The organism is Pseudomonas sp. NFACC10-1, from assembly GCF_900119195.1.
GTDB lineage: Bacteria > Pseudomonadota > Gammaproteobacteria > Pseudomonadales > Pseudomonadaceae > Aquipseudomonas > Aquipseudomonas cerasi.
Genome location: NZ_FPJB01000001.1, coordinates 118,748 through 142,502, shown reverse-complemented (window position 1 = coordinate 142,502; position 23,755 = coordinate 118,748). Strand labels below are relative to the sequence as shown.

Genomic DNA, 23,755 nt, shown 5'->3' with positions numbered 1-23,755 from the left:
AACATGCGCGACCGCCACGCAGGCAAGGGAATAACCGGGTCATGAGCAGTATCCGCGAGCGCAACAAAGAACTCATCCTGCGCGCTGCCAGCGAGGAATTTGCCGACAAGGGCTTCGCCGCCAGCAAGACCAGCGACATCGCAGCCAAGGCCGGTGTCCCCAAGCCCAACGTCTACTACTACTTCAAATCCAAGGAAAACCTCTATCGCGAGGTGCTGGAAAGCATCATCGAGCCCATTCTGCGTGCCTCGACACCCTTCAATCCCGAAGGCATACCTGCCGAAGTCCTCAGCCGCTATATCCGTTCGAAAATCCAGATTTCCCGCGACCTGCCCTTCGCCTCGAAAGTGTTCGCCAGCGAGATCATGCATGGCGCCCCGCATCTGACAGCGCAGCAGATTGAACAGCTCAATGGCCAGGCACGGCACAACATCGAATGCATCCAGGCCTGGATCGACAGCGGACAGATCGCCCCGCTCGATCCTCATCACCTGATGTTCACCATCTGGGCCGCGACCCAGACCTATGCCGATTTCGACTGGCAGATCGCAACGGTCACCGGCAAGGCAAAACTGCAGGACGCCGATTACGAGGCGGCAACCCGGACCATCCTCAGGCTGGTGCTCAAGGGGTGCGAGCCGGACCGCTGAACCCGCCCTGCTTTCCTGCAGACGCAAAAAACCCGCCGAAGCGGGTGGTTTTGCAACATGACCATTCCGACATCCTGTCAGTAGCCTCCTGGCAATGGTCGATCCTCCCTGATCACTGCGGCGTTCCTTCGCTGCAGCTGTTGAATTGGATCCTACATTCATTGAGGGTCCGTCGATAGAGCCAATCGCGTCTGTTGCTGTAAGCCTTTCGCCATAGCGGTGTACGCCGTTAAAAAGTGTGACCGGCCGCTCATGTTTGGTCAGGATGCGCCGAGATGCTTGAAAGGCTCTGAATCGCGCGTTGCGCGGATCGGAGTCATCAGAAGAAAAAAAATAATGCATGGGATGCCAATCATGAGTATGCGCAGTTTGTCCATCAGTCGCCGTCTGTGGCTGATTCTTGTCGTTTCAGTGCTGATGCTCTTCGTCCTGTCGGCGACGCTGCTCAGGCAGCTGCATAACGACCTGTATCAGGCCAAGGCCGAGAAAACCATGCATGTGGTGCAGACTGCCAGCGGCATCCTCTCGTTTTATCAGGGGCTTGAAGCTGCAGGCGGCATGACACGCGAGGCTGCGCAACAGCAGGCCTTGAAAGAGATAAAGAGCCTGCGTTACAGCCAGAGCGACTACTTCTGGATCAACGACCTGCGCCCGGTGATGATCATGCACCCCACCAACCCCAAACTTGAAGGCCAGGATCTGTCGACCATCAAGGACCCGGACGGCTTTGCGGTGTTCAACGAAATGGTCACGCTGGTCAAAGCCCAGGGTGCCGGGATGGTGAATTACCGTTGGCCCAAGCCCGGCGCCAGCGAGCCGGTGAAAAAGACCTCCTACGTGCAGCTGTTTCAGCCATGGGGCTGGATTCTGGGTTCCGGCGTGTACGTCGACGACGTGGCGGCAGAGTTCAAGACACAGCTGTGGAACGCCGGGATGTTCATCGCCGGCATCGTGCTGATCATGGTCTTGCTGCTGGTGATGATCGTACGCAGCATCGTGCGCCCTCTCAGAGCGGCGGTTGATGCGATGGCCGATATTGCCAGTGGCGAAAGCGATCTGACCCGCACGCTGGAAACCCACGGCAAGGATGAAATCACTGAACTGGGTACGCACTTCAATGCCTTTGTCGCCAAGCTGCGCAATGTCGTCGGTCAGTTGCAGCACTCTGCCGTGGCGCTGGGCCAGGCCTCGACCGATCTGGGCAGCGACGCCGAACAGGCGCAAGGCCGCAGCGAAAAACAATCGCAGCAAATGGATCTGGTTGCCACGGCGGTCAACGAGGTGACCTACGGCGTGCAGGACGTGGCCAAGAACGCTGAACATGCCGCCAGCGAAATGCGCGATGCCGAGTCGCAGGCACAGCAGGGCCAAATCAATATCGATAACAGCCTGCGCCAGATCGAACACCTCTCCAGCACCATTGGTCAGGCCGTGCAAGTGATGCAGAGTCTGGCCAGCGAGAGCACACAGATCGGCAGCGTGCTGGAAGTGATCAGTTCGATTGCCGAGCAGACCAACCTGCTGGCGCTGAACGCAGCCATCGAAGCGGCGCGCGCCGGCGAGCAGGGCCGCGGCTTTGCCGTGGTGGCCGATGAAGTGCGCCTGCTGGCCCAGCGCACGCAGAAGTCGACCGCAGAAATCCAGTCAATGATCGAACGCCTGCAAAAGCATTCCGATGCAGCGGTCAAGGTGATCGGCGACAGCAGCCGTTCCTCGCAATTGACCATCGAGCAGGCCAATCAGGCCGGTCAGAGCCTGACCTCAATCAGTCAGGCGCTGCGCAACCTCAACAGCCTGAACGCCTCCATCGCCAGTGCCACCCTGCAGCAGACGCACGTGGTGGATGACATCAACCAGAACGTTACCCAGGCCGCACAATTGTCCCAGAGCACGGCACTGGCCGCCGAACAGTCGACTTCGGCCAGTCTGCACCTGCGCGGGTTGAGCGAAGAATTGAACACCTTGCTGAAGCAGTTCCGGGTTTAAATCTGCATGGTGATTGGCGGGCGTACGGAACCTCGTGCGCCTCTTGTTGCCTGAGACCTGCTTATTCAACCGCTCATTAGCTGCTTATTTAATTGCAGGGGGTCACATGCGCACACTGGAGCTGGCAGGCAGAACCGTACCAGTGCTGGGTCAGGGCACCTGGCACATGGGTGAAAAAGGGCATCAGCGCTCGGCAGAGATCGCGGGCCTGTGCCTCGGTATCGAACAGGGCCTGACCCTGATCGACACCGCCGAGATGTACGCCGATGGCGCAGCCGAGGAAATCGTCGGTCAAGCCATTGCCGGACAGCGGGACAAGGTATTCGTGGTCAGCAAGGTCTACCCGCACAACGCCAGCCGCGCCGGTATCCCGACCGCGTGCGAGGCCAGCCTGCGACGAATGAACACCGACTACATCGACCTGTACTTGCTGCACTGGCCTGGCCAGTACCCGCTGACCGAGACGGTCGAGGCATTCGAGCGTCTGCGTGAAGCGGGCAAAATCGGTGCCTGGGGTGTTTCCAACTTTGATGTGCCGGACATGATCGAGCTCAACAACCCGCGTTGTGCCACCAATCAGGTGCTCTACAACCCGGAGCAACGCGGCATCGAGTTCGACCTGATGCTGTGGAGCGCGGACCGTCATCTGCCGTTGATGGCGTACTGCCCGATCGGTCAGGCTGGCGATCTGCTCTACCACCCTGCCCTGCACGAAATCGCCAAACGCCACGATGCAACACCGGCACAGATTTCCTTGGCCTGGGTGCTGCGTCAGGACAACATGATCGCCATTCCCAAGGCGACCAACCCGGAACACATTCGTCTGAACATCGCGGCCGAGCAGATTCGTCTGACCGAGCGTGATCTGGCCGATATCGATCTGGCATGGCCTGCGCCCACTCGCAAGGTGCCGCTGGCGATGGTCTGACCGCTGTCAATGCGACAGCGAGCTGTCGATTGACTGAACGGCTGCCCACCCAGCCGCTTGCCGGTATGACAGATGACACACCCGGCAACAAGCTGTCACAAATATGAAATAACGCCTTGTCATCATGCGGCCTTCGCCTCCCTGCCCGGGCCAGGCCGCACGTGGACAGCCATGAACCACAGTATCGCGCACCATCATCAGGACTCCGACCTTTTCGGTCTGCTCTACGGCTTCCGGTTTCGCCACGGTGAAAGTGGCCAGGAAATCGGTTCGGCTGCCGCGCTGGATTACCTGCAAAACCCTCCCGAAGAGAACGACTTCATCTGGCTGCACCTGAACCTCTCGCATGCGGCCTGCGAGCGCTGGATGAAAACCCAGCTGGATCTTCCGGAAGAGTTTTTCGAGGCATTGCACGAGGGCTCGCGCTCGACCCGGATCGAGCACGTGGATACCACGTTGCTGGCGGTCGTCAACGACGTGGTGTTCGACTTCAACAGACTCTCAACGGATATTTCCACCTTGTGGGTATGTGCCCGCCAGCGTCTGCTGATCACCGCCCGGCTGCAGCCGCTGCGTTCGGTGGACAAGCTGCGCTCGGCAGTCAAACGCGGCGAGCAATTCGACTCACCGCTGGAACTCCTCGCCCATTTGCTGAGCGATCAGGGCGAAGTGCTGACGCAGTTTCTGCGCAAGACCAGCGTCAACGTCGACCGCATCGAAGACCAGTTGCTTTCGCAGCGACTGAGCAACAATCGCTCCGAACTCGGCGCCATGCGCCGGGTGCTGGTACGTCTGCAACGCCTGCTGGCGCTGGAGCCCGGTTCGTTGATGCGCCTGTTGCACAAACCTCCGCAATGGTTGCGCGAACAGGATGTCCAGGCATTGCGTCAGTCCATCGAAGAGTCCTCGCTGGTGATCAACGACCTCACGGCGCTGGGCGAGCGCATCAAACTGTTGCAGGAAGAAATTGCCGCCAACCTCAACGAACAAAGCAGCAGAACCCTGTTTACCCTGACCGTGGTGACTGTTCTGGCCTTGCCGATCAACATTGTCGCCGGCTTTTTCGGCATGAACGTGGGGGGCGTACCGCTGGCGTCCGACCCTGAGGGCTTCTGGATTCTGGTGGCGCTGGTGGCGACCTTCACGCTGATTGCCGGGCGCTGGGCGTTCCGCAAACGCGGAGACTACTGAGCGGCCTGCCGGTTGTCAGAAATCTGGCGCAAAAGCGCACTGATTGGTGGCATGTCGCATCTCTGTCACATTTTGCAATGACCATGTCAATATTCTTTCAATCCAGGATTGCGAACATGGCTACAAACGCACTGTCTCCAGACGCTCTCGGCAAGGCGAGCCTGTCAGCGAGTCAATTCGGTCGCAAGCCCAGCCGAATGACCATGATACTTTTCTTCACGATACTTATCGCAGGCTTGATGTTCACCGGCTACAGCCTCAAACAGGACGTTGACGACATGGGCACGGTGGTCACCACCTGGACCCCGTTCGTGCTGTTGGGTGTAGCGTTGTTGATCGCGCTGGGATTCGAATTCGTCAACGGCTTTCATGACACGGCCAACGCCGTCGCCACCGTGATCTACACCCACTCCCTCCCGCCGGGCTTTGCCGTGGTCTGGTCGGGCTTTTTCAATTTTCTCGGCGTGATGCTTTCCAGCGGCGCGGTGGCATTCGGCATCATTGCCCTGCTGCCGGTGGAACTGATTCTGCAGACCGGCTCATCAGCAGGCTTCGCGATGATCTTCGCGCTGTTGATCGCGGCGATCATCTGGAACCTCGGCACCTGGTGGCTGGGTCTGCCGGCGTCCTCGTCACACACGCTGATCGGTTCGATCATCGGGGTCGGCATCGCCAACGCCCTGATGCACGGCCGCGACGGCACCAGCGGTGTGGACTGGTCGCAGGCCACCAAGATCGGTTACTCACTGCTGCTCTCGCCACTGGTGGGTTTCGGCTGTGCCGCGTTGCTGTTGCTGGCCATGCGCATGTTCATCAAGAACCGCGCGCTGTACAAGGCTCCGGAAGGCAATGCGCCGCCACCGTTGTGGATTCGCGCCATGCTGATTGTGACCTGCACGGGCGTTTCGTTCGCGCATGGCTCCAACGACGGGCAGAAAGGCATGGGCCTGATCATGTTGATTCTGGTTGGCACCCTGCCGATGGCTTATGCGCTGAACCGCACCATGCCCGCCGATCAGGCCACTCAGTTCGGTGCGATTGCAGAGGTCACCCAGCAGGCATTGATGCGCAGCGTTCCCCTGCCCGCCCCGACCGATTCGCGCAAGACCCTGTCCGATTATCTGGTCAGCAAACAGGCCGGCCCCGACCTGATCCCTGCGCTGGCGGTCATGACCGGCAAGATCGGCAATCAGGTCGCCAGCTACGGCTCGCTCTCGAAGGTGCCTGCCGAAGCGGTGACCAACGTGCGTAACGACATGTACCTGACCTCGGAAACCATCCGCCTGATGGAGAAAAACAAGGTCGGCGATTTCGACGCGGATACCAGGACCAAGCTTGAAGCGTTCAAGGGTCAGATCGACAGTGCCACGCGGTTCATTCCGACCTGGGTCAAGATTGTCGTGGCCATCGCCCTGGGGCTGGGCACGATGGTTGGCTGGAAGCGTATTGTGGTGACTGTGGGCGAGCGCATCGGCAAGACGCATATGACTTACGCTCAGGGCGCGTCGGCAGAGGTTGTGGCGATGTTCACGATCGGGGCGGCGGACATGTACGGGCTGCCGGTGTCGACGACCCATGTGCTGTCGTCCGGCGTGGCCGGTTCGATGGTCGCCAATGGCTCGGGGCTGCAAATGCGTACCCTGCGCAATCTGGCCACGGCCTGGGTTCTGACCCTGCCGGCGGCAATCCTCTTGTCAGGTTCTTTGTATTGGGTGTTCAGCAAGCTGTTCTGATGCCTGTCGCGTTTGCCCCTCCCCTTTGACTATCGTGCCGACGCGGAGCGTCGGCACGATAGTCAACTTGCATCGGATCGAATCCTGCCCGCGTCCAGCATCAGCGATCATCCAAAGGTTCAGCGCACCGCCGGATCAGGCGGCACATCGCCGTCCGCGCTGGTGTCGATGCTCACGACCACCGACATCCCAGGCCGCAGGTGCTCAAGCATGGGCTGATCGGCATCGACCACGATGCGTACCGGGATACGCTGGGAAATCTTCACGAAGTTGCCGGTGGCGTTGTCGGCAGGCAGCAGGCTGAATTCCGAACCCGCAGCGGGCGAAATTCGTTGTACGTGGCCGTGCATCTGGTGGCCGTCGAGCGCATCGACGGTAAAGCTCACCGGCTGCCCCAGGCGCACATTGGCCATTTGGGTTTCTTTCATGTTCGCCACGATCCAACGCTGCTCGGGCACCAGTGCCATCAACTGCGCACCCGAATTGACATAGGCACCAAGACGCACGCCGATCTGCCCCAACTGCCCGTCACGCGGGGCAACGATACGCGTGTTGTCCAGGTCGATGCGCGCCAGCTCGATAGCCGCTTGCGCATTGGCGACCGAGGCTTCCAGTGAGCCACGGTTGACGATGACTGTTTGCAGGTCCTCACGGGCGATCTGCAAGACTGCCTTGGCTTCGGCAACGGCGGCGTTCGCCTGCGCGTCGGCAGCACGCGTGACATCCAGCTCGCTTTTCGAAACCGAACCGTCGGTCACCAGCGCCTGATTGCGCCGCAGATCGGCAGCGCTCTTGCGGCTCTGGGCGATGCTGTTCTGCAGTTCGGCCTGGCGCTGGCCGATGGTGGCTTCGGCACTACGCCGCTGTTGCAGATTGTTGGCCAGCGAGGCCTTCTGCACAGCCAGTTGTGCAATGGCCTGATCCAGGCGCTGACGATAGATACGGTCATCCAGACGCACCAACAGATCACCGGCCTTGACGAACTGGAAGTCCTGCACCGGTACTTCGTAGACATACCCGCTCAGCTGCGGCCCGATCAGCGTGGTCTGGCCCTTGACCTGCGCATTCTCGGTGCTCTCGATCGGGCTGGCAAACGGCGGAAGTTGCCAGGCGTACAGCACCACCAGCACCCCGGCCAGGGCAACGGCGCCGAAAATCACCGAAGACACGACACGCTTGCGGGTCGAGCGCGGCTTGCTGGTCACCGGGGACGTCAACGGAGCCGGTGGCGGCGAGTTGCGCGGGGCTTCGGTATCTGGGGTTTTGGATTCGGTCATGAAGATTTAACGCCGGAATTGGATACGGTGGGCGGAGCAGCAGGTGCAATGGGTGCCAGCGGCAGAGGTTGAGTGGTCATTTTCAGCCACAGGACCCGGGCTGAAATCCAGATCATGGTCAGCACGGCAATCAGCGCGATCAGCATGAACACATCATTGTAAGCCAGCACATTGGCTTCCCGGGTCGCTGCCGTGGCCATCGTGCGGATGCCCTGACTGTTGCGCAACGACGGGTCGGCGATCACCGAGCTGTAGCTGGCGCTGTAACTCTGCAGTCGCGCCTGTACCAGCGGATCGATGAGGGTCAGGTGTTCAACGATGTGGCTGGAATGAAACTTCTCGCGCACCACTTGAAAGGTGCCCAATGCAGCAGACCCGATCAGCCCGCCGATGTTCTGAGTGATCCCGAACAACACTGAAAAACTGACCATGTTACGCGGGTTCGCCAACACGCCGCTGATCCCCAGCACCAGGGTAGGCCCAAGAAAAAATGTGCCGCCAAAGGCCAGCAGAAACTGGCTGAGGTACATGTTCGATTGGCGGGTCAGGTTGGTGGAGTGACTGTCCATCCAGGCACCGATTGCCATCATCGCCAGGGAGATCAGCAAGGGTTTGATCAGATGTGCCGGATTGATGGTCAGCGCACTGACCGCCAGCCCCGAAACGCTGCCGAGCAGCATCACCAGGTACAGCGTGTGTAACTGCTGACTGCCCATGTTCAGCGCCTGAAGAAACCCGACAGCGCCGACCGACTGTTCGGACAGCACCACGCGAAACAGGATGACGGCCAAGCCCAGGCGCAGGATCGCTCCACTGCCCAGCCAGCGAGTGATCAGCAACGGATTGCTGCGGTTATGCTCGATGGCCAGTCCGGCGCAGATCAGCGCAATCGATGCCGCTGAGGCAATACCAATCCACTGCGCTTCCAGCCACCATTCGATACGCCCCAGCGACAGCACCGCACAGAGCAGCGCAAAACCGGTGGCCAGCAGGCCGAAGGTGAGGAAATCGAGCTTCTCGAACGCCTTGAAGCGATCGCCAGGCGGCAGTTTGAGCATCAGCACGCAGCCCAGCGAGAGCAGCGCCATGCCCAGCTCGAACAGATAAAGGCCACGCCACTGGGCAATTTGCAGCAAGTCTTCCGACACCAGCCGCGCCAGCGGCGTTGCCAGCTGGGCGGTGCCAAGCCCGAGTACCAGCGCCTTGAGCCGCCACTTCTGCGGGAAAGCCTGGATCATGTAATACAGCCCCAGGGTGCTGAGTGCAGCGCCAACCATGCCGTGTGCCGCACGTACAGCGATGGCCGAATCGATGTCGTTGACGAACAGATGCGCCAGCGTCACCAGCGCGTACAGCACCAGAAACAGCTCGGTGAACGCACGCAGACCGAATTGCTGACGAAACTTCACCAGCAGCAGATTCATCGATACGTTCGTCATGATGTAGGCCGCCGGCAGCCAGGCGATGTCCTGCGACGTCGCCCCCAGCGCGCCCTGCAGATACGGCAGGTTGGCGACCACCAGTGCGTTGCCGAGCCCACCGGTCAGCGCGACGATCACCCCTACGACAGCAAACGCCCAACGCCGCGCAGTCGAATGCAGCGGCGTCGACGGCGAGCCAGGCATGGTCGGACGCTCGTGGGCGGCCCACTCGCGTGGGGCATACTTATCGCTCATAAACGACAGAAACGGGGACTTTCATGGGGTACACCTGAGGAATTCCCTTTTGTGACATTAATGACAGTCATAATACTCATCCGCCAGGCAATGATTCGCGTTGGTCAGTGCAATACAGCATCGCTCCAGCAGTTGCGAATGCGCCAGACAGTGGATATCTGAAACTTCAGACTATGCTTAAACGCAGTTTTGCTTTGCACATTTGCGCTGCTAGGATCTTCTGCGACGCTCGAACGCTCGAATAAGAAAAAAGCGCAACCGAACAAGGAGTTCAGAATGAGTTCACAGGTTTCATCGGCCCGCTCGGTTCGACCATCCGCCAGCAGGGATTCGATCGTTGTCGACGTGCGTAACCACATTGGTCACTTGACCCTCAATCGCCCGGAAGGCCTGAACGCAATCGATCTGGACATGGTCCGCACACTTCGCCAGCAACTTGACCGCTGGGCCGACGACCCCTCGGTTCATGCCGTGGTCCTGCGTGGTGCGGGCGGCAAGGCATTCTGCGCCGGTGGCGACATCCGTTCACTGTATGAGAGCCACCAGAACGGCCAGGATCTGCATCACACATTTTTTGCCGAAGAGTACGAGCTGGACCTGGCCATTCACCGTTACCGCAAGCCGGTACTGGCCCTGATGGACGGTCTGGTGCTGGGCGGCGGCATGGGTCTGGTTCAGGGAGCCGACCTGCGCGTGGTCACCGAACGCAGCCGCCTCGGCATGCCCGAAGTCGCCATTGGTTATTTCCCTGACGTCGGCGGCAGTTATTTTCTGTCGCGGCTGCCCGGCGAAGTGGGGACCTGGCTGGGCGTGACCGGGTCGCAGATCGGTGCCGCCGATGCGCTGTACTGCGGCCTTGCCAACTGGTCGATGAACAGCGAACTCCTGCCGCGCCTCGACCATATGCTCGACCATCTGAAATGGAAGTCGACCCCACTCAAGGACCTGCAGGGTGCGCTGGCCAAGCTGGCCACCCAGCGCCTGCCCTCTCCGCCGCTGGAAGCCCTGCGCCACGCCATCGACCACTTTTTCGGATTGCCGGATGTCCCCAGCATGCTCGAACAGCTTCAGCAAGTGGTCATCGGCGATACCAGAGAGTGGGCGCTGGATACCGTCAGCCGAATGAACGCTCATTCGCCGCTGGGCATGACCGTGACTCTGGAAATGCTGCGCCGTGGTCGTCATCTGCCGCTGCAGGCCTGCTTCGCCATGGAGTTGCATCTGGACCGCCAATGGTTCGAACGCGGTGACCTGATTGAAGGCATACGCGCGCTGATCATCGATAAAGACAAGAAGCCGCAATGGAAACACGCCAGCGCGCAGGACGTCAGTGCCGCGCAGGTGCAGAGTTTCTTCAGCGGTCTGGAGAATTGAGCCGTGCACGATCTTGAATTGACCGAAGAACAGGTAATGATTCGCGACATGGCGCGCGACTTTGCCCGCAACGAAATTGCCCCACATGCCCAAGCCTGGGAAAAGGCCGGCTGGATCGATGACGCGCTGGTGGCCAAGCTCGGTGAGCTGGGCCTGCTGGGCATGGTGGTGCCAGAGCAATGGGGTGGCACTTACATTGACTACGTTGCGTATGCACTGGCGGTTGAGGAAATTTCTGCCGCCGACGCCGCCACCGGCACGCTGATGAGTGTTCACAGCTCCGTGGGCTGCGGGCCGGTCCTCAACTACGGGACCGATGAGCAGAAACATGCCTGGCTGGAAAAACTGGCCACAGGCCGGGCCATCGGCTGTTTCTGCCTTACCGAACCGCATGCAGGCTCTGAAGCCCACAACCTGCGCACTCGTGCCGAGTTGCAGGGTGATCAGTGGGTGATCAACGGCGCCAAGCAGTTCGTCAGCAATGGCAAACGGGCACAACTGGCTATCGTGTTTGCAGTGACCGACCCGGCGCTCGGCAAAAAGGGCCTGTCAGCCTTTCTGGTGCCGACCGAGAACCCTGGTTTCGTGGTGGATCGCAGCGAGCACAAGATGGGCATCCGGGCATCGGACACCTGCGCGGTCACCTTGAACAACTGCCGAATCCCGTCCGCCAACCTGCTGGGTGAGCGTGGCAAGGGGCTGTCTATCGCCCTCTCCAACCTGGAAGGCGGCCGCATCGGCATCGCCGCGCAGGCACTGGGAATCGCCCGCGCCGCCTTCGAAGCAGCGCTGGCGTATGCGCGTGAACGGGTGCAGTTCGACAAACCGATCATCGAACATCAAAGTATTGCCAATCTGCTGGCCGATATGCACACCCGAATCAACGCCGCCCGCCTGCTGACCCTGCACGCTGCGCGGCTGCGCAGCGCCGGGCAAGCGTGTCTGTCGGAAGCCTCTCAGGCCAAGCTGTTCGCTTCTGAAATGGCCGAATGGGTGTGCTCCAAGGCAATCCAGATTCATGGTGGCTATGGCTACCTGGAGGACTACCCTGTCGAGCGTTTCTACCGGGACGCGCGCATCACCCAGATTTACGAAGGCTCCAGTGAGATCCAGCGCCTGCTGATCGCCCGGGAACTGCGTCATTATCTGGTCTGATTCAGGCGCAGTGGCCGCCCAATGCGGTACGCCGGGGCAGAGCATCAGGGCTTCACAAATCGCTCTCGCCCCAGCAACGTCACCAGCAAGGCTACCGAGTCGGCATTTTTGAGCATGATGTCGACCCGCTTGTGGACGTCTTCATAAAACACATCACGCGCCTCTTCGAGCGTGCTCTTGCCAGCGATGCGCAGAATCGTCTGTTTTCCATTACCATCCATTCGCCTCAGGTCGCGCCACGAATCTTCGTCCAGCTGCTTGAACAACTTGTCGCGGTCTGTATGAAAGGACAGCGTCTTTTGCTGCTGATAAATCAGTTCGTTTCTGATCCGCAGTCGATAGGTCGGTGCATCTTCAAGCAAATCGATGAATGGGGCCTGTGAGTCCACGTAAGCAATGTCATCCGTTTTCAGCACCATATGTGATAACTCATGAATCAGGATCGCGGCCCGGTAATGCTGAGGAAACTTGAACTCCCCGGCACGTTGCGCGCTGAGCTTCAATCGATAGGTCGGCAGTCGAAAAAACTGCTCCGTCAGAAAAATCCTCCGCGCCGGGTCTGCTTCGAAGATGAATGCGCTGGCCGATTCGTTGCCCATTCGATTGACTCCGACCACATAACGCGGCGAGTCGATGGGCGACAGCGAAGGATCTATCAACTCCTGATACAGACCGGTGACAGCTTTTTTAGTCACTTCGTAGAGTCGATCGTCAGGCACTTTCTGCGCAAAAAAATCGCTCAGTATTTTCGCCGCACGCGGATCCAGCTTGTTGTCCGGCAAGCGTCTGGTCAGGTTGTCCAGAGCGTTTTCCAGATAGCGCTGCGCCTGCAGGCAGGCATCTTCGATGGTCAAAGCCATATCCCGGTGGCGATGACGAATTTCGGGCATGCCTCGAGCGCTGACAACCATGATTTCATCAACCAGATCGTCGACAAGACTGCCCTCCATACGGGTAAGCGCCCCTCCTCCACCGCGCAGTCCGCCCTGGATGTCCAGCTTCCATTGCTGATCCGCATCCAGACTCACCGAGGGACCGATCCTGTCGCCCGACACAATGAACCAACCGTCCTCATCTGACTGCACCTCATAGGTTTTCCCACCTATGGCTGCATACGCTCTGCCGGTAACAGGATCGCGGTAGACGCTTAACAGTTCATCGCGTTGCAGCGTGTACAAGGCTATGTCGTGAACTTCGAACTCGCGCAAACGCTCCCGTATCTGTTGCGTCAGAGAGCTGTTGCCCCAAGAGAACTCGAACGTATCAGCGGCATCGATCAATTGCACAAGCGGGTCGGGCGACGTTGGGTCATCCAGCAAGGCGCTGGTCTCATGAGACGTCAGTGATGCGGCTTCCGCAGGGTTCTGCCCGGAAGAAATCATCACGCTCAGAGCCGTCATGAACTCCGAGATCGCCTGACCCCATTGCTGATCCGTTGCCGAGATGAGCGACAGGTTCAACAATGTCTCCCCCTGAATGATGCCGATCAGTGCCCCCAGGCGTCCAGGCATGAGCGCCATGAATTGCTCTGCGCCCAGCGTGAACAGATACTGCGTCGCCGCGCGGCGGTGTTCGGCATTGGTGACGCTGTACTGCTTGACCTGCAACTTCAGAATATCCACAGCGCCCTTGAACATCAGCAACAGGCAATTGCCCTCATAGGGATCGATTTGCACGGTGACAGGGGCAGCACGCTCGAACGGCAGATCGAAAGAGGACTCGGTGCTGAAAGGCAGGTGCGGCTCCACAAAGCCACCCTTGTCGTAAATCTTGCGCAAATCGGGGTCGATCCGGTCCAGAATGTACGCTTGGAAATAGGCGGAAGTGTGAATATCAAGCACCAGCGCAGCCTGGTCGGGATACTCCTTGAATACGAACTCGTCGTGCAGGGGCGCGTAAAGCACCCACGGTCCCGGCTGATTTTCCCTTGGCCCCATCAGGTACGTATTGAGCACGACGGTCGGCTCCCAGCCCTCCTTGGCCGGCAGCAGTTTCAAGGGACTGAGGATCATCTGGCAGCCGTTGACCGGCAGGCGCGCGACCGCATCAGGCATGCTCAGTACGTTTTCGATAATCCGATACGCCTGCTCGGACAGCTCGTTTTTCAGCTTGGAAGCAAAGGCTCGCAAAATATCCAGCGAAGGAACCTGCTCGACGAACAGTTTGCGGCGCTCGAGATAATCCGGCCTCGTCTCGGCCAGCACTGAGTTCAGCATCGTGCGGTAGCCCGAGGCGATGTCCAGCGACCTCACCAGCTCACGCAGATACACAGGTGTCAGGGCCACGTCCAGCGGCGTGCCATCCTTTGAGGAGAGCAGAATGACCCCGTCCTGCCTGGACAGAAAGCGGTTGATTGCAAACTCCACCAGGTTTTCGCTGACGACCTGGGTAGCCGCAGGTATCGACTGGGGCAACTCGCCCGGCGCCACCGGGGCGGGGACGTAGTGCGTCAGCGAAACACGCACGTTTTCAGGATCAGGCCGAGGCTTTGCGAAGTCCTTGTCGAACCTGCGCTTGAGTTGCTTGAGGGAGTAATCGTAGAAGCTTGGAATATCGAACAGAAAGTCCTTCTCGCCGACACAGGTCACATAAAACCGTCGCAGGGTCTCGACCAGAATGACCTGATCACGCTTCGACGCCTCGCTGACCCATGAAGGTACGAGCGCTTTGTAAATGATGAGCTGAATGGCAACCCCCAGAGAATTGAGGGCCTGGCGATTTCGGTCATCCCGCTCTGCGGCACTCAGCAGGTTGGCGAACAGTTCCGACGGCACCTGCCAGGCTATGGACTGCCGATAAAGATCGGCCACCGTACGCTGCTGGCGCTCGACCTCGTCGCGCTGCAATACCTCGATGAAATGCCCTTCAATGGGTTGCAGGACGACCTTGAGTTCAAGCGTCCCTCGACGGGCACGCTGGCCGAGCAACATGCGTCGGTCAGGTTCAGCGATAACGCCTGACACCTGCGAGCTCAGCTCCATACTTGTCAGTCGCCCGGCGACATACTCTTCCAGCGACTGCTGGGTTTCAAAACCGACGAGTCCCTGATCCAGGATCCACAGGACGGGCTTACTGTCGGGAAGCCTGCCAGTGACCACAAACGCATTGGTTACCTTGACCACGGGCACCTGCGGGTCGTACTGAACCGTCACCCTAAAAACATCGACGCGCGCCTCGCCCAACGTCTCCCGAAGTGCCGGCAACGGCCTGTCGAGGACCTGCTGTACGTTGTCGAGGAAAGCGACAGGCAGCGTGGCCGTGCGCCGTTCGACCAGCAACTCAAGACGCAGCGAGTACTCCCGGACCAGGGCGGATATCACGTCGGGATGCATGCTGGTATCGCGTTGGCGAATCGTACGTGAGTAGAACTCGCTGATCTGACCCTCGAAGCGATGGGCAAAATCTGCCTGCACGCAGATCAATATCTGCTCAAGCAATGCCAGCGACAGACGCTGCACCGGTTGATCCGCCACCGGAGTGATCTGCCCGGCGAGAACGATGCTGTCAGCCAGGGGGATGCTTGCGTAACCGCACACCCGTTCAAGCGCCAGCGTCAACACTGGCACCGGCGTCGCCTCAGCGACATCCGCCTGCACCCAAAGCTTGCGGGCATCAAGGGGCGGACCGCCGATCAAAGCCAGATAGAGGTTGAGCGCGCGATGCATGCAGCCATCTGCACCGGGATGCATGGCATCGACGCTGCCGAGCAAGGCGTCGAGCTTTTTCAACTTGCCCATCCAGTTGTAGGACGGGTCTGAAATCAAGTTCGGCCGTTCACTGACACTGCTCTGGGCAGCCGCCCCCCAGACGCTGTCAAAGCTCAGCCGGTCCTGACGCCAGCGCCCTGCATCGTGCATGTTCAAGAGCCGACCATCGAGCAGCTTGCGGATGTCCAGAGCATCGTCAATCCGAGCCGGATTTTTTTCGGAATGAAGGGCCGGCAGGTCAAGTACGTAGCGCAGGTCGCGCTCTTGCAAGGCGATCAGGGCATCAATGAATTCGCTGAAAAAGTCCTCGGTAAGCGTGTCGTGACGCAGCTCAAGCTGACCTTCCAGGCTGATGACGGAATGATCATTCAACGATGAGTAAAACAACAATCCGGCGCGTGAAGGCCCCCTCAGCACATGCTCGGTGGCCTGAGCCTGATCGCCGAAGCGCAGGAAGCCCGGCAATGACGAATAGAGAAATACCGCCGGTGACGCCTCTCCGGGGAAATCGATGAGGAATACGCCGACCAGCTTGACGGGGTCCTGGCCGGCCACGACAACTGATAACCTGCGTACCCTTGGCACCGGCGCAGCGGGCCCGCCAGGCTGCGAAGGCAGCAGGGTCAGCAGCCAGCGATATTCAGCCTCCGTCATGTTGCGGTGCGCCCTGCCCGATAACAGATGCTGGCGAAAACACTCTGCAAGCGCATCAGCGGTGAGGTCGCGACGCGTGCGCCCATCCTGCCCCTGAGACGTCCAGTAGTCAGACAGCAACTGCTCATACGCGGTGCCGACTGAAGCAGCCGAGTCTGCCAGCGCCTGATCGAAAACGATCGCCTGTGCCTCGGGTAACGCCGCCCCCTTGGTATCCAGATAGCGACGTGTCTGGCCTTGCGGCAGGGATTCGTAGGAAAACGCCTGCATGGCGGCATCGGCAAGGTATTGAGTTCCGACGACTGTTGACGCTGCCGGAGCAGCACCGGGCGCCGTGTGCACAAGCTGGACGGTCTGGGCAACGACGTCGATGCCCCTTTCTACCAGCACATCCTGAAAGGCCTTGCCTGTCGCCTGTCGAAAATCAGGCAGCGCCTCCAACCTTGCCGCCAGGCGCTGCAGATGCCCGGCCTGCTGGCGCAGCACGGCCTGCGTGCGGGCGTCAAACAGCGAGCCTTCGATGCGTTCGCGCTCGACGATCGACAAGGCAGTGATATCGTCGAATCGCTGCTGCAAGGCGTTGAACAGCGCGCTGCGACTCTCGAATTGCTCGATGCCGAAGGCCAGGGTACTGAGAAAGACCCGCGCCGAGGGATTGGCGGCATCACTGATGAACAGGGCTGCGGCCAATTCCGCATTAACGGGCTGCGCGTCGCTTATCAGCAGCCGGTCGACTCGGGGAGCCGCATCGCTGGTGGGCTCGTTACTTTCGGCAGCCAATAGCTGCAACCACGCGCCGTCGTCATGGCTGATTCGAGACTGTTCGATAGCGTCCCGAATGTCTTGTGTGAAGCGCGCGCGCAGAGAGTCGCTGAAAAAATAGGGAGCTGCTGACATGTACTGTTTCCTTTGGAGGGCGCCTCTGCGCAAAGCGCCCAGGCGCGTGGCAGAGAAAAAGGAAACAGCTTATGGGGATGGACCGACGCGCCTGCGTTACATAAAGCAATCGATCGGCAGACGCGCTTCGTCAAAAAATCAGTGGGCAGCAGCCCTGCCGTTCTTCTCGACCCAGGCGGCGAAGGCATCGATGAACTTCTGCAGGAAGGGCCTGGTTTTATCGGACAACGCGCCGGACTCGTCGAAAAAGCTCCCGGCGCCGCCCAAGTAGGCTTCGGGCTGCTGAAGGCACAGCACGTCCAGAAACACCAGCGACTGACGCAGGTGATGGTTGGCACCAAAGCCACCGACAGCACCCGGCGAGGCACTGATCACGGCGCCCGGCTTGCCGCTGAAGGCACTTTTGCCGTAAGGACGCGAGCCCACGTCGATGGCGTTTTTCAGGGCACCGGGCACCGAGCGGTTGTATTCCGGGGTAACAAACAGCACGCCGTCGGCAGCGCCCAGTTGCTCGCGAAAGGTGGTGTATGCAGGCGGCGGTGAGTCGCCATCGATGTCTTCGTTGTACAACGGCAGATCACCGATCTCGACAATATTCAGTTTCAGGCTGGCAGGTGCCAGTTCTGCCAGAGCAAGAGCGATCTTGCGGTTGATGGACTCTTTTCGCAGACTGCCGACCAATACGGCAATGGTATGAACCTGGCTCATGAAAATATCCGTCATCTGATTCAAGGGAAGGTTAGGTATAGAACAGAAGCCGGGTTTAGACGACCTTTGCGCCAGTCAATTCCCTACGCGCTTGAACGGCAGGGATTATTTTTTCCCTCAAAGGCAAACTCACCTATAGATCAGTGGTCTACTAGCCTCGATGGATTCGTAAACCAGCAGTTATATTCAGTTTCAGAGGTTACAGAGCAAATGGCTTCAGTTCTCGTCGGACAATTTCATGCCAGGGACGCCGAAGGTCGCGTTTATCCGGTTCATGAGTTCCAGGAATCGCAGCCGGATGAGGCGCAGGGCGGTCAGCCGGTGATCACCTACAGGCTGGCAATCGGCGACCGGGTCAAGCATTTGGGTGGTGAGGACTTCGAGCTGGTGCAATCGGGCATAAAAATTACCCGTACACCCACGTAATAACGGCAGCATTCCCGCCTTGGCTGCATGGCCAGCGGGAAGCTGTTAATCCGAAAAGATCAGATACCAGAAAATCGCCGTTTCACGAGTGTTCGGATCAATGCCCCGATAGCGCATGTGATCCACCCCGCCTACCACGTACCCGCAACTCTCGTACAGCCTGCAGGCCCCCAGGTTATTGTTCTGCGTTTCCAGAACGATGCCAGGCAGATTGCGCTTACGAGTCCAGAATTGCGCCGCGTCGAGCAACGAGCGTGCGACGCCATGACGGCGCGCCGACTCGTCCACTGCCAGCTCATCGATATACGCGAATCCACTCCAGTGAGTGCTCATCACGATATGGCCGACGGCGTGGTCATCCAGCCACGCAACCATCACCGAACTGGTGGCGGCTTCACGATGATCGGCAAATTCCTGAGAGTCGATGCCATAATTCTTGCTGTACGGCTCGACCAGCTCGACCGGCCATGAATCCACGGGCTCGCCGATACGCGGCTGCGCATAGCCAAGCACTGTAAACGTGAATTCGCTGTTGAGGATGTAGTCCTCGAAGCATTCGTCTGCAACCCGAATGCTCAAAGCAGGATGTGCCACGCTCATTTCACCTTTGCCGCTTGCTGTCAGGAAGATGCCTGCGCTCCGGCTTCCAGCATCTGTACCCAGAGCGGAGGAGCACCGCAAGCCTTGGCGATGGTGCTCATACGCACTTCGTGCTCGGCCAGCTCACTTTCAGAGGCGCGAATGATGCGGCATGGCTTGCGATCGGCAGGCAGGCGGCGAATTTCGCTGCCACGATTGCCAGAGCCTTCGCCCGAACCGTTGCCATCGGAGGCATTGCCAGCCAGCGACAGGCTGGTCTGACCGCCGGTCATCGCCAGATAGACGTCGGCCAGAATCTCGGAGTCGAGCAATGCGCCGTGCAGCTCACGGCCCGAGTTATCGACGCCGTAGCGCTTGCAGAGTGCATCCAGACTGTTGCGCTGACCCGGGTGACGCTCTCGCGCCATCATCAGGGTGTCGAGAATCGAACAGTGCTGGGTGATATCAGCCCTGTCCTGCGAACCCATCAAGGCAAATTCGTTGTTGATGAAGCCAACGTCGAACGCTGCGTTGTGAATGATCAGCTGCGCGCCTTTGATGAACTCGAAGAATTCATCGGCGACTTCGGCAAACCGCGGCTTGCCGACCAGAAATTCATTGGTGATACCGTGAACACCGATCGCGCCTTCGTCACTTTCGCGATCAGGTTGCAGGTAAACGTGAAAATGCCGACCGGTCAGGCGGCGACCGATCAACTCGACACAACCGATCTCGATGATGCGGTGACCATCCGTCACCGGCATACCGGTGGTTTCGGTATCGAGGACGATGGATCTGTTATCCAGGTTTTGCAATGCCATTGACTGTTGCCTCATGTACAGGCCGCGATTCTAGCACGCAGCGGCCGTTGCAAGCCCGTGCGCGTCTAGCCGTGCCGGATGCCGCGCACTTCGTCGACGCCACGGTTGGCGAGCTGGTCGGCACGCTCGTTGCCAGGGTGGCCGATGTGCCCGCGCACCCACTGCCATTTCACCGTGTGGCGACTGACCTGTTCATCCAGAAGCTGCCACAGATCGGCGTTTTTGACCGGCTCCTTGGCAGCGGTTTTCCAGCCGCGCTTCTTCCAGTTGACCATCCACTCGGTAATGCCTTTCATCACGTACTGAGAGTCGGTCACCAGCGTCACTTCGCAAGGGCGCTTGAGTTCTTCAAGCCCGCGAATCGCACCGGTCAGTTCCATCCGGTTGTTGGTGGTATTGGCTTCGCCACCCCACAACTCTTTTTCGACGCCCTTGCACACCAGCAGGGCCCCCCAACCGCCCGGGCCAGGATTACCCTTGCAGGCACCGTCGGTGAAGAGTTCAACGCTATCGCTCATTACGACCTTTCCAGAATGATGGGCTTCATGTGCAGCAAGGCGTTATTCAAGCCTGGTCCTGAGTGTTGCGGCTGACCTTGGCCATCGGCATGGGGATCAGTTTGCCAATGGGGTCGCGGCGCACCTGACGCAAGGGCCTGAGGCCGACCACCAGTTTGCGCGCCACCAGTACATAGAAGCCGCCACCGGGGCTCTGACGCCCCTCGCCAAGGCGTTCGAGCCCTGCAAGACGCGACTGCCATGCTGCTGAAGCAAGAGGCGGACGATAGCATCCGAAGCGCCGTTTCTCCAGCGCGAAGCCCAGCAGATTCAGCCAGTCAGCGACCCGCGAGGATGAAATGCAGCGCGCCTTGCGCAACGCATCCCGCGCGAATACGTGACGTATGCCCCAGGTGCTCCAGGGATTGATGCCGATAATCAGCAAGTGCCCGCCCGGCCGCACGCTGCTGGCCGCTTCGCGCAGCAGGCCGTGGGGCGACAGGCAGAAATCCAGGCCGTGCTGCAACACCACGACATCGGCCGCGTGCTCACTCAATGGCCACGCCTGTTCCTCACAGACAATCTCGACACCCGGCAACGGCGCACCAAGGCGTACATTGCGCTGCACCTGGGGAGCCACTGGCGGGCTTTCCGCCGACGGGCCGTAATGCACCAGATAGCCGCCGAAGTACCGCCCCAGCTCTTCGTCGAGAATGCGCCGTTCCTCTTCGAGCAGAAGCTGCCCGAGCGGCCCGGAAAGCCATTCACGGGCAGCGCGGATCAATGCAAGCCACTCAGGATCAGCCTGAGCGAACGCTTCATCGGTCATGAGTTCTCCTCCAGAGGTGCTCGCATACAGCGGCAACAGACTCTAAGATGCACCATTGTCTGCCGCTATGCGAACTGCGCCATGATACAGATCCACGCCCTTCCTGCTTTCAATGACAATTACATCTGGTTGTTACAAGACCTTTCGAGCCAGCAGTGCGCTGTCGTCGATCCGGGCGACGCGAAGCCAGTGCTGGGCTGGCTGGCGCAGAATCCCGACTACCGGCTGACCGATATCCTGATCACCCACCACCACAATGATCATGTGGGCGGCGTTGCGGAACTCAAGCAGTCGACCGCGGCGCGCGTGCTGGGCCCTGCAGCCGAAACCATACCGGCACGCGATGTCGCGCTGGTCGACAATGACCGACTGACCGTGCTGGGCCTTGAATTTGTAGTGCATGCGGTCCCTGGTCATACGCTGGGGCATATCGCGTTCTATCACGAGGACGCCACGACCCCCCTGCTGTTCAGCGGCGACACGCTGTTTGCTGCTGGCTGCGGACGGTTGTTCGAGGGCACGCCGCAACAGATGCACGATTCTCTCAGCCGCCTGGCCGATCTGCCGGACAGCACACTGATCTACTGCGCTCACGAATACACGCTGAGCAATCTGCGCTTTGCGCAGGCCGTCGAGCCCGACAATGTCGATATCGCCGAACGCCTGGCCGAAGTGACGCGCTGGCGCAGCGAAAATCGCATCAGTCTTCCGTCGAATCTGGCCCTGGAAAAACGTACCAATCCGTTCCTGCGTACCGGGGAAACATCCGTTAAAGAAAAAGCGGACGAACGGAGCGGCGGGCAAAACACCTCGCAGAGTGCGGTCTTTGCCAGCTTGAGGGCCTGGAAAGATAAGTTCTGACCCGACCTTAAAACCGCAATAAAATTCTGAAAGGTTGACCGACGGCAGGCTGCTTCCTAGAATCGCCCGACATTTTCGTCTGGATGTACCCCCCGAACAATGTCGTCATCTACCAGCAAGCCTTCACATTCGGACGCATTGACTCGGTTGGCTCAGGCCATGGCCGTCACCGCGAGTGCCCTTCTGGCCGGTTGCCAGAGCACCGCCAGCGTCGACCCGGTCAATAGCCATCGCGCGTCTAACCTGGCCGCCGGCATCAAGCAAAAACCGATTTTCCTGTCGCACAAGCCTGCCACCCCTCTCGCACCTCCACAGGATGTCTGGGAGCGCATGCGTCAGGGCTTTCAGCTGCAACAAGGCAATGATCAGAACCCCCGCATCGATCAACAGCGCCTGTGGTTCGCCAACAACCCTTCCTTTCTGGAAAACGCTGGCGAGCGCGGCAGCCTGTACATGCACTACATCGTCGAGCGCCTTGAAGAACGCAACATGCCGCTGGAACTGGCGCTGCTTCCGGTCATCGAAAGCGCCTACAACCCGATGGCCGTTTCGCGCAGCCAGGCGGTCGGCCTCTGGCAGTTCATCCCGTCGACCGGGCGTTACTTCAACCTGCGCCAGACCAGCTTTTATGACGGACGTCGCGACATCCAGGCCTCGACCGTTGCGGCACTGGATTACCTGACCCGCCTGCATGACATGTTCAACGGCGACTGGCTGCTGGCCCTGGCAGCCTACAACGCCGGCGAAGGCACGGTGAGCCGCGCCATCGAGCGCAATGACAAACTCAACCTGCCGACCGATTACTGGAACCTGCCGCTGCCGCAGGAAACCCGCGATTACGTGCCCAAGCTGCTGGCCCTGTCCCAGGTGGTGTTGTCGCCGGAAGCTTACGGCGTCAATCTGAACCCGATCGCCAACCAGCCCTACTTCGAAGTCGTCGAGCTCAACAAGCGTGTCGACCTGTCCAAAGTGGCCAGCGCCGCCGATATCGACGAAGACGAGCTTATCCAGCTCAACCCCGCCTACAAGAAGCGCCTGACCGTCGATGGCCCCCAGCACCTGCTGGTGCCCACTTCCAAGGCGCAACTGCTGACGGCCAGCCTGCTGACCATGAAACAGGAAGAACTGGTCGCCTGGCAGCCTTACCGGGTGCGCAAGGGCGATACCCTGGAAAGCCTGGCCAGTCGTTATCAGGTCACGGTCAGCTCGCTCAAGGGCAATAACAAGCTGTCCGGCAACCGCCTGAAGGTCGGTCAATCACTGAGCATACCGGTCAAGCCGGGCATGCAGAATTCACAACCCGTGTTCGAAGCGCTGGCCAGCAACGACAAGCCGTCACGTACCCGAAGTTACAAGGTGCGCAGCGGTGACAACCTGACCACCATCGCGCAAGCCAACAAGGTGGATGTCGAAGACCTGCAACGCTGGAACAAGCTGACCGGCAAGAAGCTCAAGGTCGGCCAGACGCTGGTCATGCAGGACACCAGCAAACCTGCCGGCAAAGCCGCCAGCAAGTCGGTCGCCAGCACCGGTGGCAAGGACAGCGAAAAGAAATCCATGCAGTACAAGATCCAGAAAGGCGACTCGATGTATCTGGTCGCCAAGCGCTTCAACGTCGAGATGCAACATCTCAAGCGCTGGAATCCACGTAGCGGGCAGGCTCTCAAACCCGGCCAGACCCTGACCGTTTACCTGCCACACTGATGCGCACGGCCACTTGCCCTTCGATAACCTTGGGGCGGGTGTCCGATGCAGCCCGGCAGCGCCATCACCTGCAGTCTTTTTCCAGCTGGAACAAGCTGTTAC

Annotated in this window: 18 protein-coding genes; 10 read left to right on the top strand and 8 right to left on the bottom strand. The window is 59.6% G+C overall.

Annotated features, from left to right (window positions below):
- The first annotated feature begins 41 nt into the window (after positions 1–41).
- The 5 genes from BT119_RS00525 (at position 42) to BT119_RS00505 (ending at position 6,488) form a co-directional block, all read left to right on the top strand.
- A complete protein-coding gene (locus BT119_RS00525; RefSeq protein WP_003368596.1) occupies positions 42–650 on the top strand; it encodes a TetR/AcrR family transcriptional regulator in 609 nt (202 codons plus the stop codon).
- Positions 651–1,004: 354 nt separating this feature from the next.
- Entirely contained in the window at positions 1,005–2,636 is a 1,632-nt protein-coding gene (locus BT119_RS00520) for a methyl-accepting chemotaxis protein (RefSeq protein WP_054081193.1), read from the top strand.
- Between the two features lie 106 nt (positions 2,637–2,742).
- The gene (locus tag BT119_RS00515; protein WP_003315245.1) at positions 2,743–3,564 is read left to right on the top strand and encodes an aldo/keto reductase; all 822 of its coding nucleotides are present in this window, start codon (positions 2,743–2,745) and stop codon (positions 3,562–3,564) included.
- A 171-nt stretch (positions 3,565–3,735) separates the two neighbouring features.
- Positions 3,736–4,755: a transporter gene (locus BT119_RS00510; RefSeq protein WP_072364435.1), complete on the top strand. Its 1,020-nt coding sequence runs from the start codon at positions 3,736–3,738 to the stop codon at positions 4,753–4,755.
- A 116-nt stretch (positions 4,756–4,871) separates the two neighbouring features.
- Positions 4,872–6,488, top strand: a complete 1,617-nt coding sequence (locus BT119_RS00505; RefSeq protein ID WP_004414010.1) for an inorganic phosphate transporter — start codon at positions 4,872–4,874, stop codon at positions 6,486–6,488.
- A 119-nt stretch (positions 6,489–6,607) separates the two neighbouring features.
- Here BT119_RS00505 and BT119_RS00500 read toward each other — a convergent pair whose 3' ends face one another.
- Complete coding sequence (locus tag BT119_RS00500) at positions 6,608–7,765, bottom strand: HlyD family secretion protein (protein WP_003368589.1); 1,158 nt, start codon at positions 7,763–7,765, stop codon at positions 6,608–6,610.
- Positions 7,762–9,441, bottom strand: coding sequence for an MFS transporter (locus BT119_RS00495; RefSeq protein ID WP_004414013.1), 1,680 nt, complete (start codon positions 9,439–9,441; stop codon positions 7,762–7,764). Before BT119_RS00495 ends, BT119_RS00500 begins: the two co-directional genes overlap by 4 nt.
- A gap of 276 nt (positions 9,442–9,717) precedes the next feature.
- Here BT119_RS00495 and BT119_RS00485 point away from each other — a divergent pair, with 276 nt between their 5' ends.
- Positions 9,718–10,815 carry an enoyl-CoA hydratase/isomerase family protein gene (locus tag BT119_RS00485; protein WP_003368586.1) on the top strand — a complete coding sequence of 366 codons (1,098 nt, stop codon included), beginning with the start codon at positions 9,718–9,720 and terminating at the stop codon, positions 10,813–10,815.
- A gap of 3 nt (positions 10,816–10,818) precedes the next feature.
- Positions 10,819–11,970 (top strand): acyl-CoA dehydrogenase family protein, encoded by a 1,152-nt coding sequence (locus BT119_RS00480; protein WP_044308625.1) that lies wholly within the window; start codon positions 10,819–10,821, stop codon positions 11,968–11,970.
- Positions 11,971–12,014: 44 nt separating this feature from the next.
- Here BT119_RS00480 and BT119_RS00475 read toward each other — a convergent pair whose 3' ends face one another.
- Together BT119_RS00475 and BT119_RS00470 are read right to left on the bottom strand one after the other, a co-directional pair.
- Positions 12,015–17,228: a dermonecrotic toxin domain-containing protein gene (locus BT119_RS00475; RefSeq protein WP_072364433.1), complete on the bottom strand. Its 5,214-nt coding sequence runs from the start codon at positions 17,226–17,228 to the stop codon at positions 12,015–12,017.
- A gap of 138 nt (positions 17,229–17,366) precedes the next feature.
- Positions 17,367–17,936 carry an NADPH-dependent FMN reductase gene (locus tag BT119_RS00470; RefSeq protein WP_003368583.1) on the bottom strand — a complete coding sequence of 190 codons (570 nt, stop codon included), beginning with the start codon at positions 17,934–17,936 and terminating at the stop codon, positions 17,367–17,369.
- Positions 17,937–18,146: 210 nt separating this feature from the next.
- On the opposite strand from BT119_RS00470, the gene BT119_RS00465 reads away from it, so the two are divergent.
- On the top strand, positions 18,147–18,362 hold the full coding sequence (locus tag BT119_RS00465; protein ID WP_004414020.1) for a hypothetical protein: 216 nt from the start codon (positions 18,147–18,149) through the stop codon (positions 18,360–18,362).
- 45 nt (positions 18,363–18,407) lie between these two features.
- On the opposite strand, the gene BT119_RS00460 is transcribed toward BT119_RS00465, so the two are convergent.
- The 4 genes from BT119_RS00460 to BT119_RS00445 form a co-directional block, all read right to left on the bottom strand.
- Positions 18,408–18,962: a GNAT family N-acetyltransferase gene (locus BT119_RS00460; RefSeq protein WP_003368581.1), complete on the bottom strand. Its 555-nt coding sequence runs from the start codon at positions 18,960–18,962 to the stop codon at positions 18,408–18,410.
- A 20-nt stretch (positions 18,963–18,982) separates the two neighbouring features.
- On the bottom strand, positions 18,983–19,762 hold the full coding sequence (gene dnaQ / locus BT119_RS00455) for a DNA polymerase III subunit epsilon (protein WP_003368580.1): 780 nt from the start codon (positions 19,760–19,762) through the stop codon (positions 18,983–18,985).
- Between the two features lie 65 nt (positions 19,763–19,827).
- Entirely contained in the window at positions 19,828–20,280 is a 453-nt protein-coding gene (gene rnhA / locus BT119_RS00450; RefSeq protein ID WP_003368579.1) for a ribonuclease HI, read from the bottom strand.
- Between the two features lie 46 nt (positions 20,281–20,326).
- Complete coding sequence (locus tag BT119_RS00445) at positions 20,327–21,088, bottom strand: methyltransferase domain-containing protein (RefSeq protein ID WP_004414023.1); 762 nt, start codon at positions 21,086–21,088, stop codon at positions 20,327–20,329.
- 81 nt (positions 21,089–21,169) lie between these two features.
- On the opposite strand from BT119_RS00445, the gene gloB reads away from it, so the two are divergent.
- Together gloB and BT119_RS00435 are read left to right on the top strand one after the other, a co-directional pair.
- Positions 21,170–21,949, top strand: a complete 780-nt coding sequence (gene gloB, locus BT119_RS00440) for a hydroxyacylglutathione hydrolase (protein ID WP_004414025.1) — start codon at positions 21,170–21,172, stop codon at positions 21,947–21,949.
- 99 nt (positions 21,950–22,048) lie between these two features.
- Positions 22,049–23,653: a lytic transglycosylase domain-containing protein gene (locus BT119_RS00435; RefSeq protein ID WP_072364431.1), complete on the top strand. Its 1,605-nt coding sequence runs from the start codon at positions 22,049–22,051 to the stop codon at positions 23,651–23,653.
- The last annotated feature ends 102 nt before the right edge of the window (positions 23,654–23,755 follow it).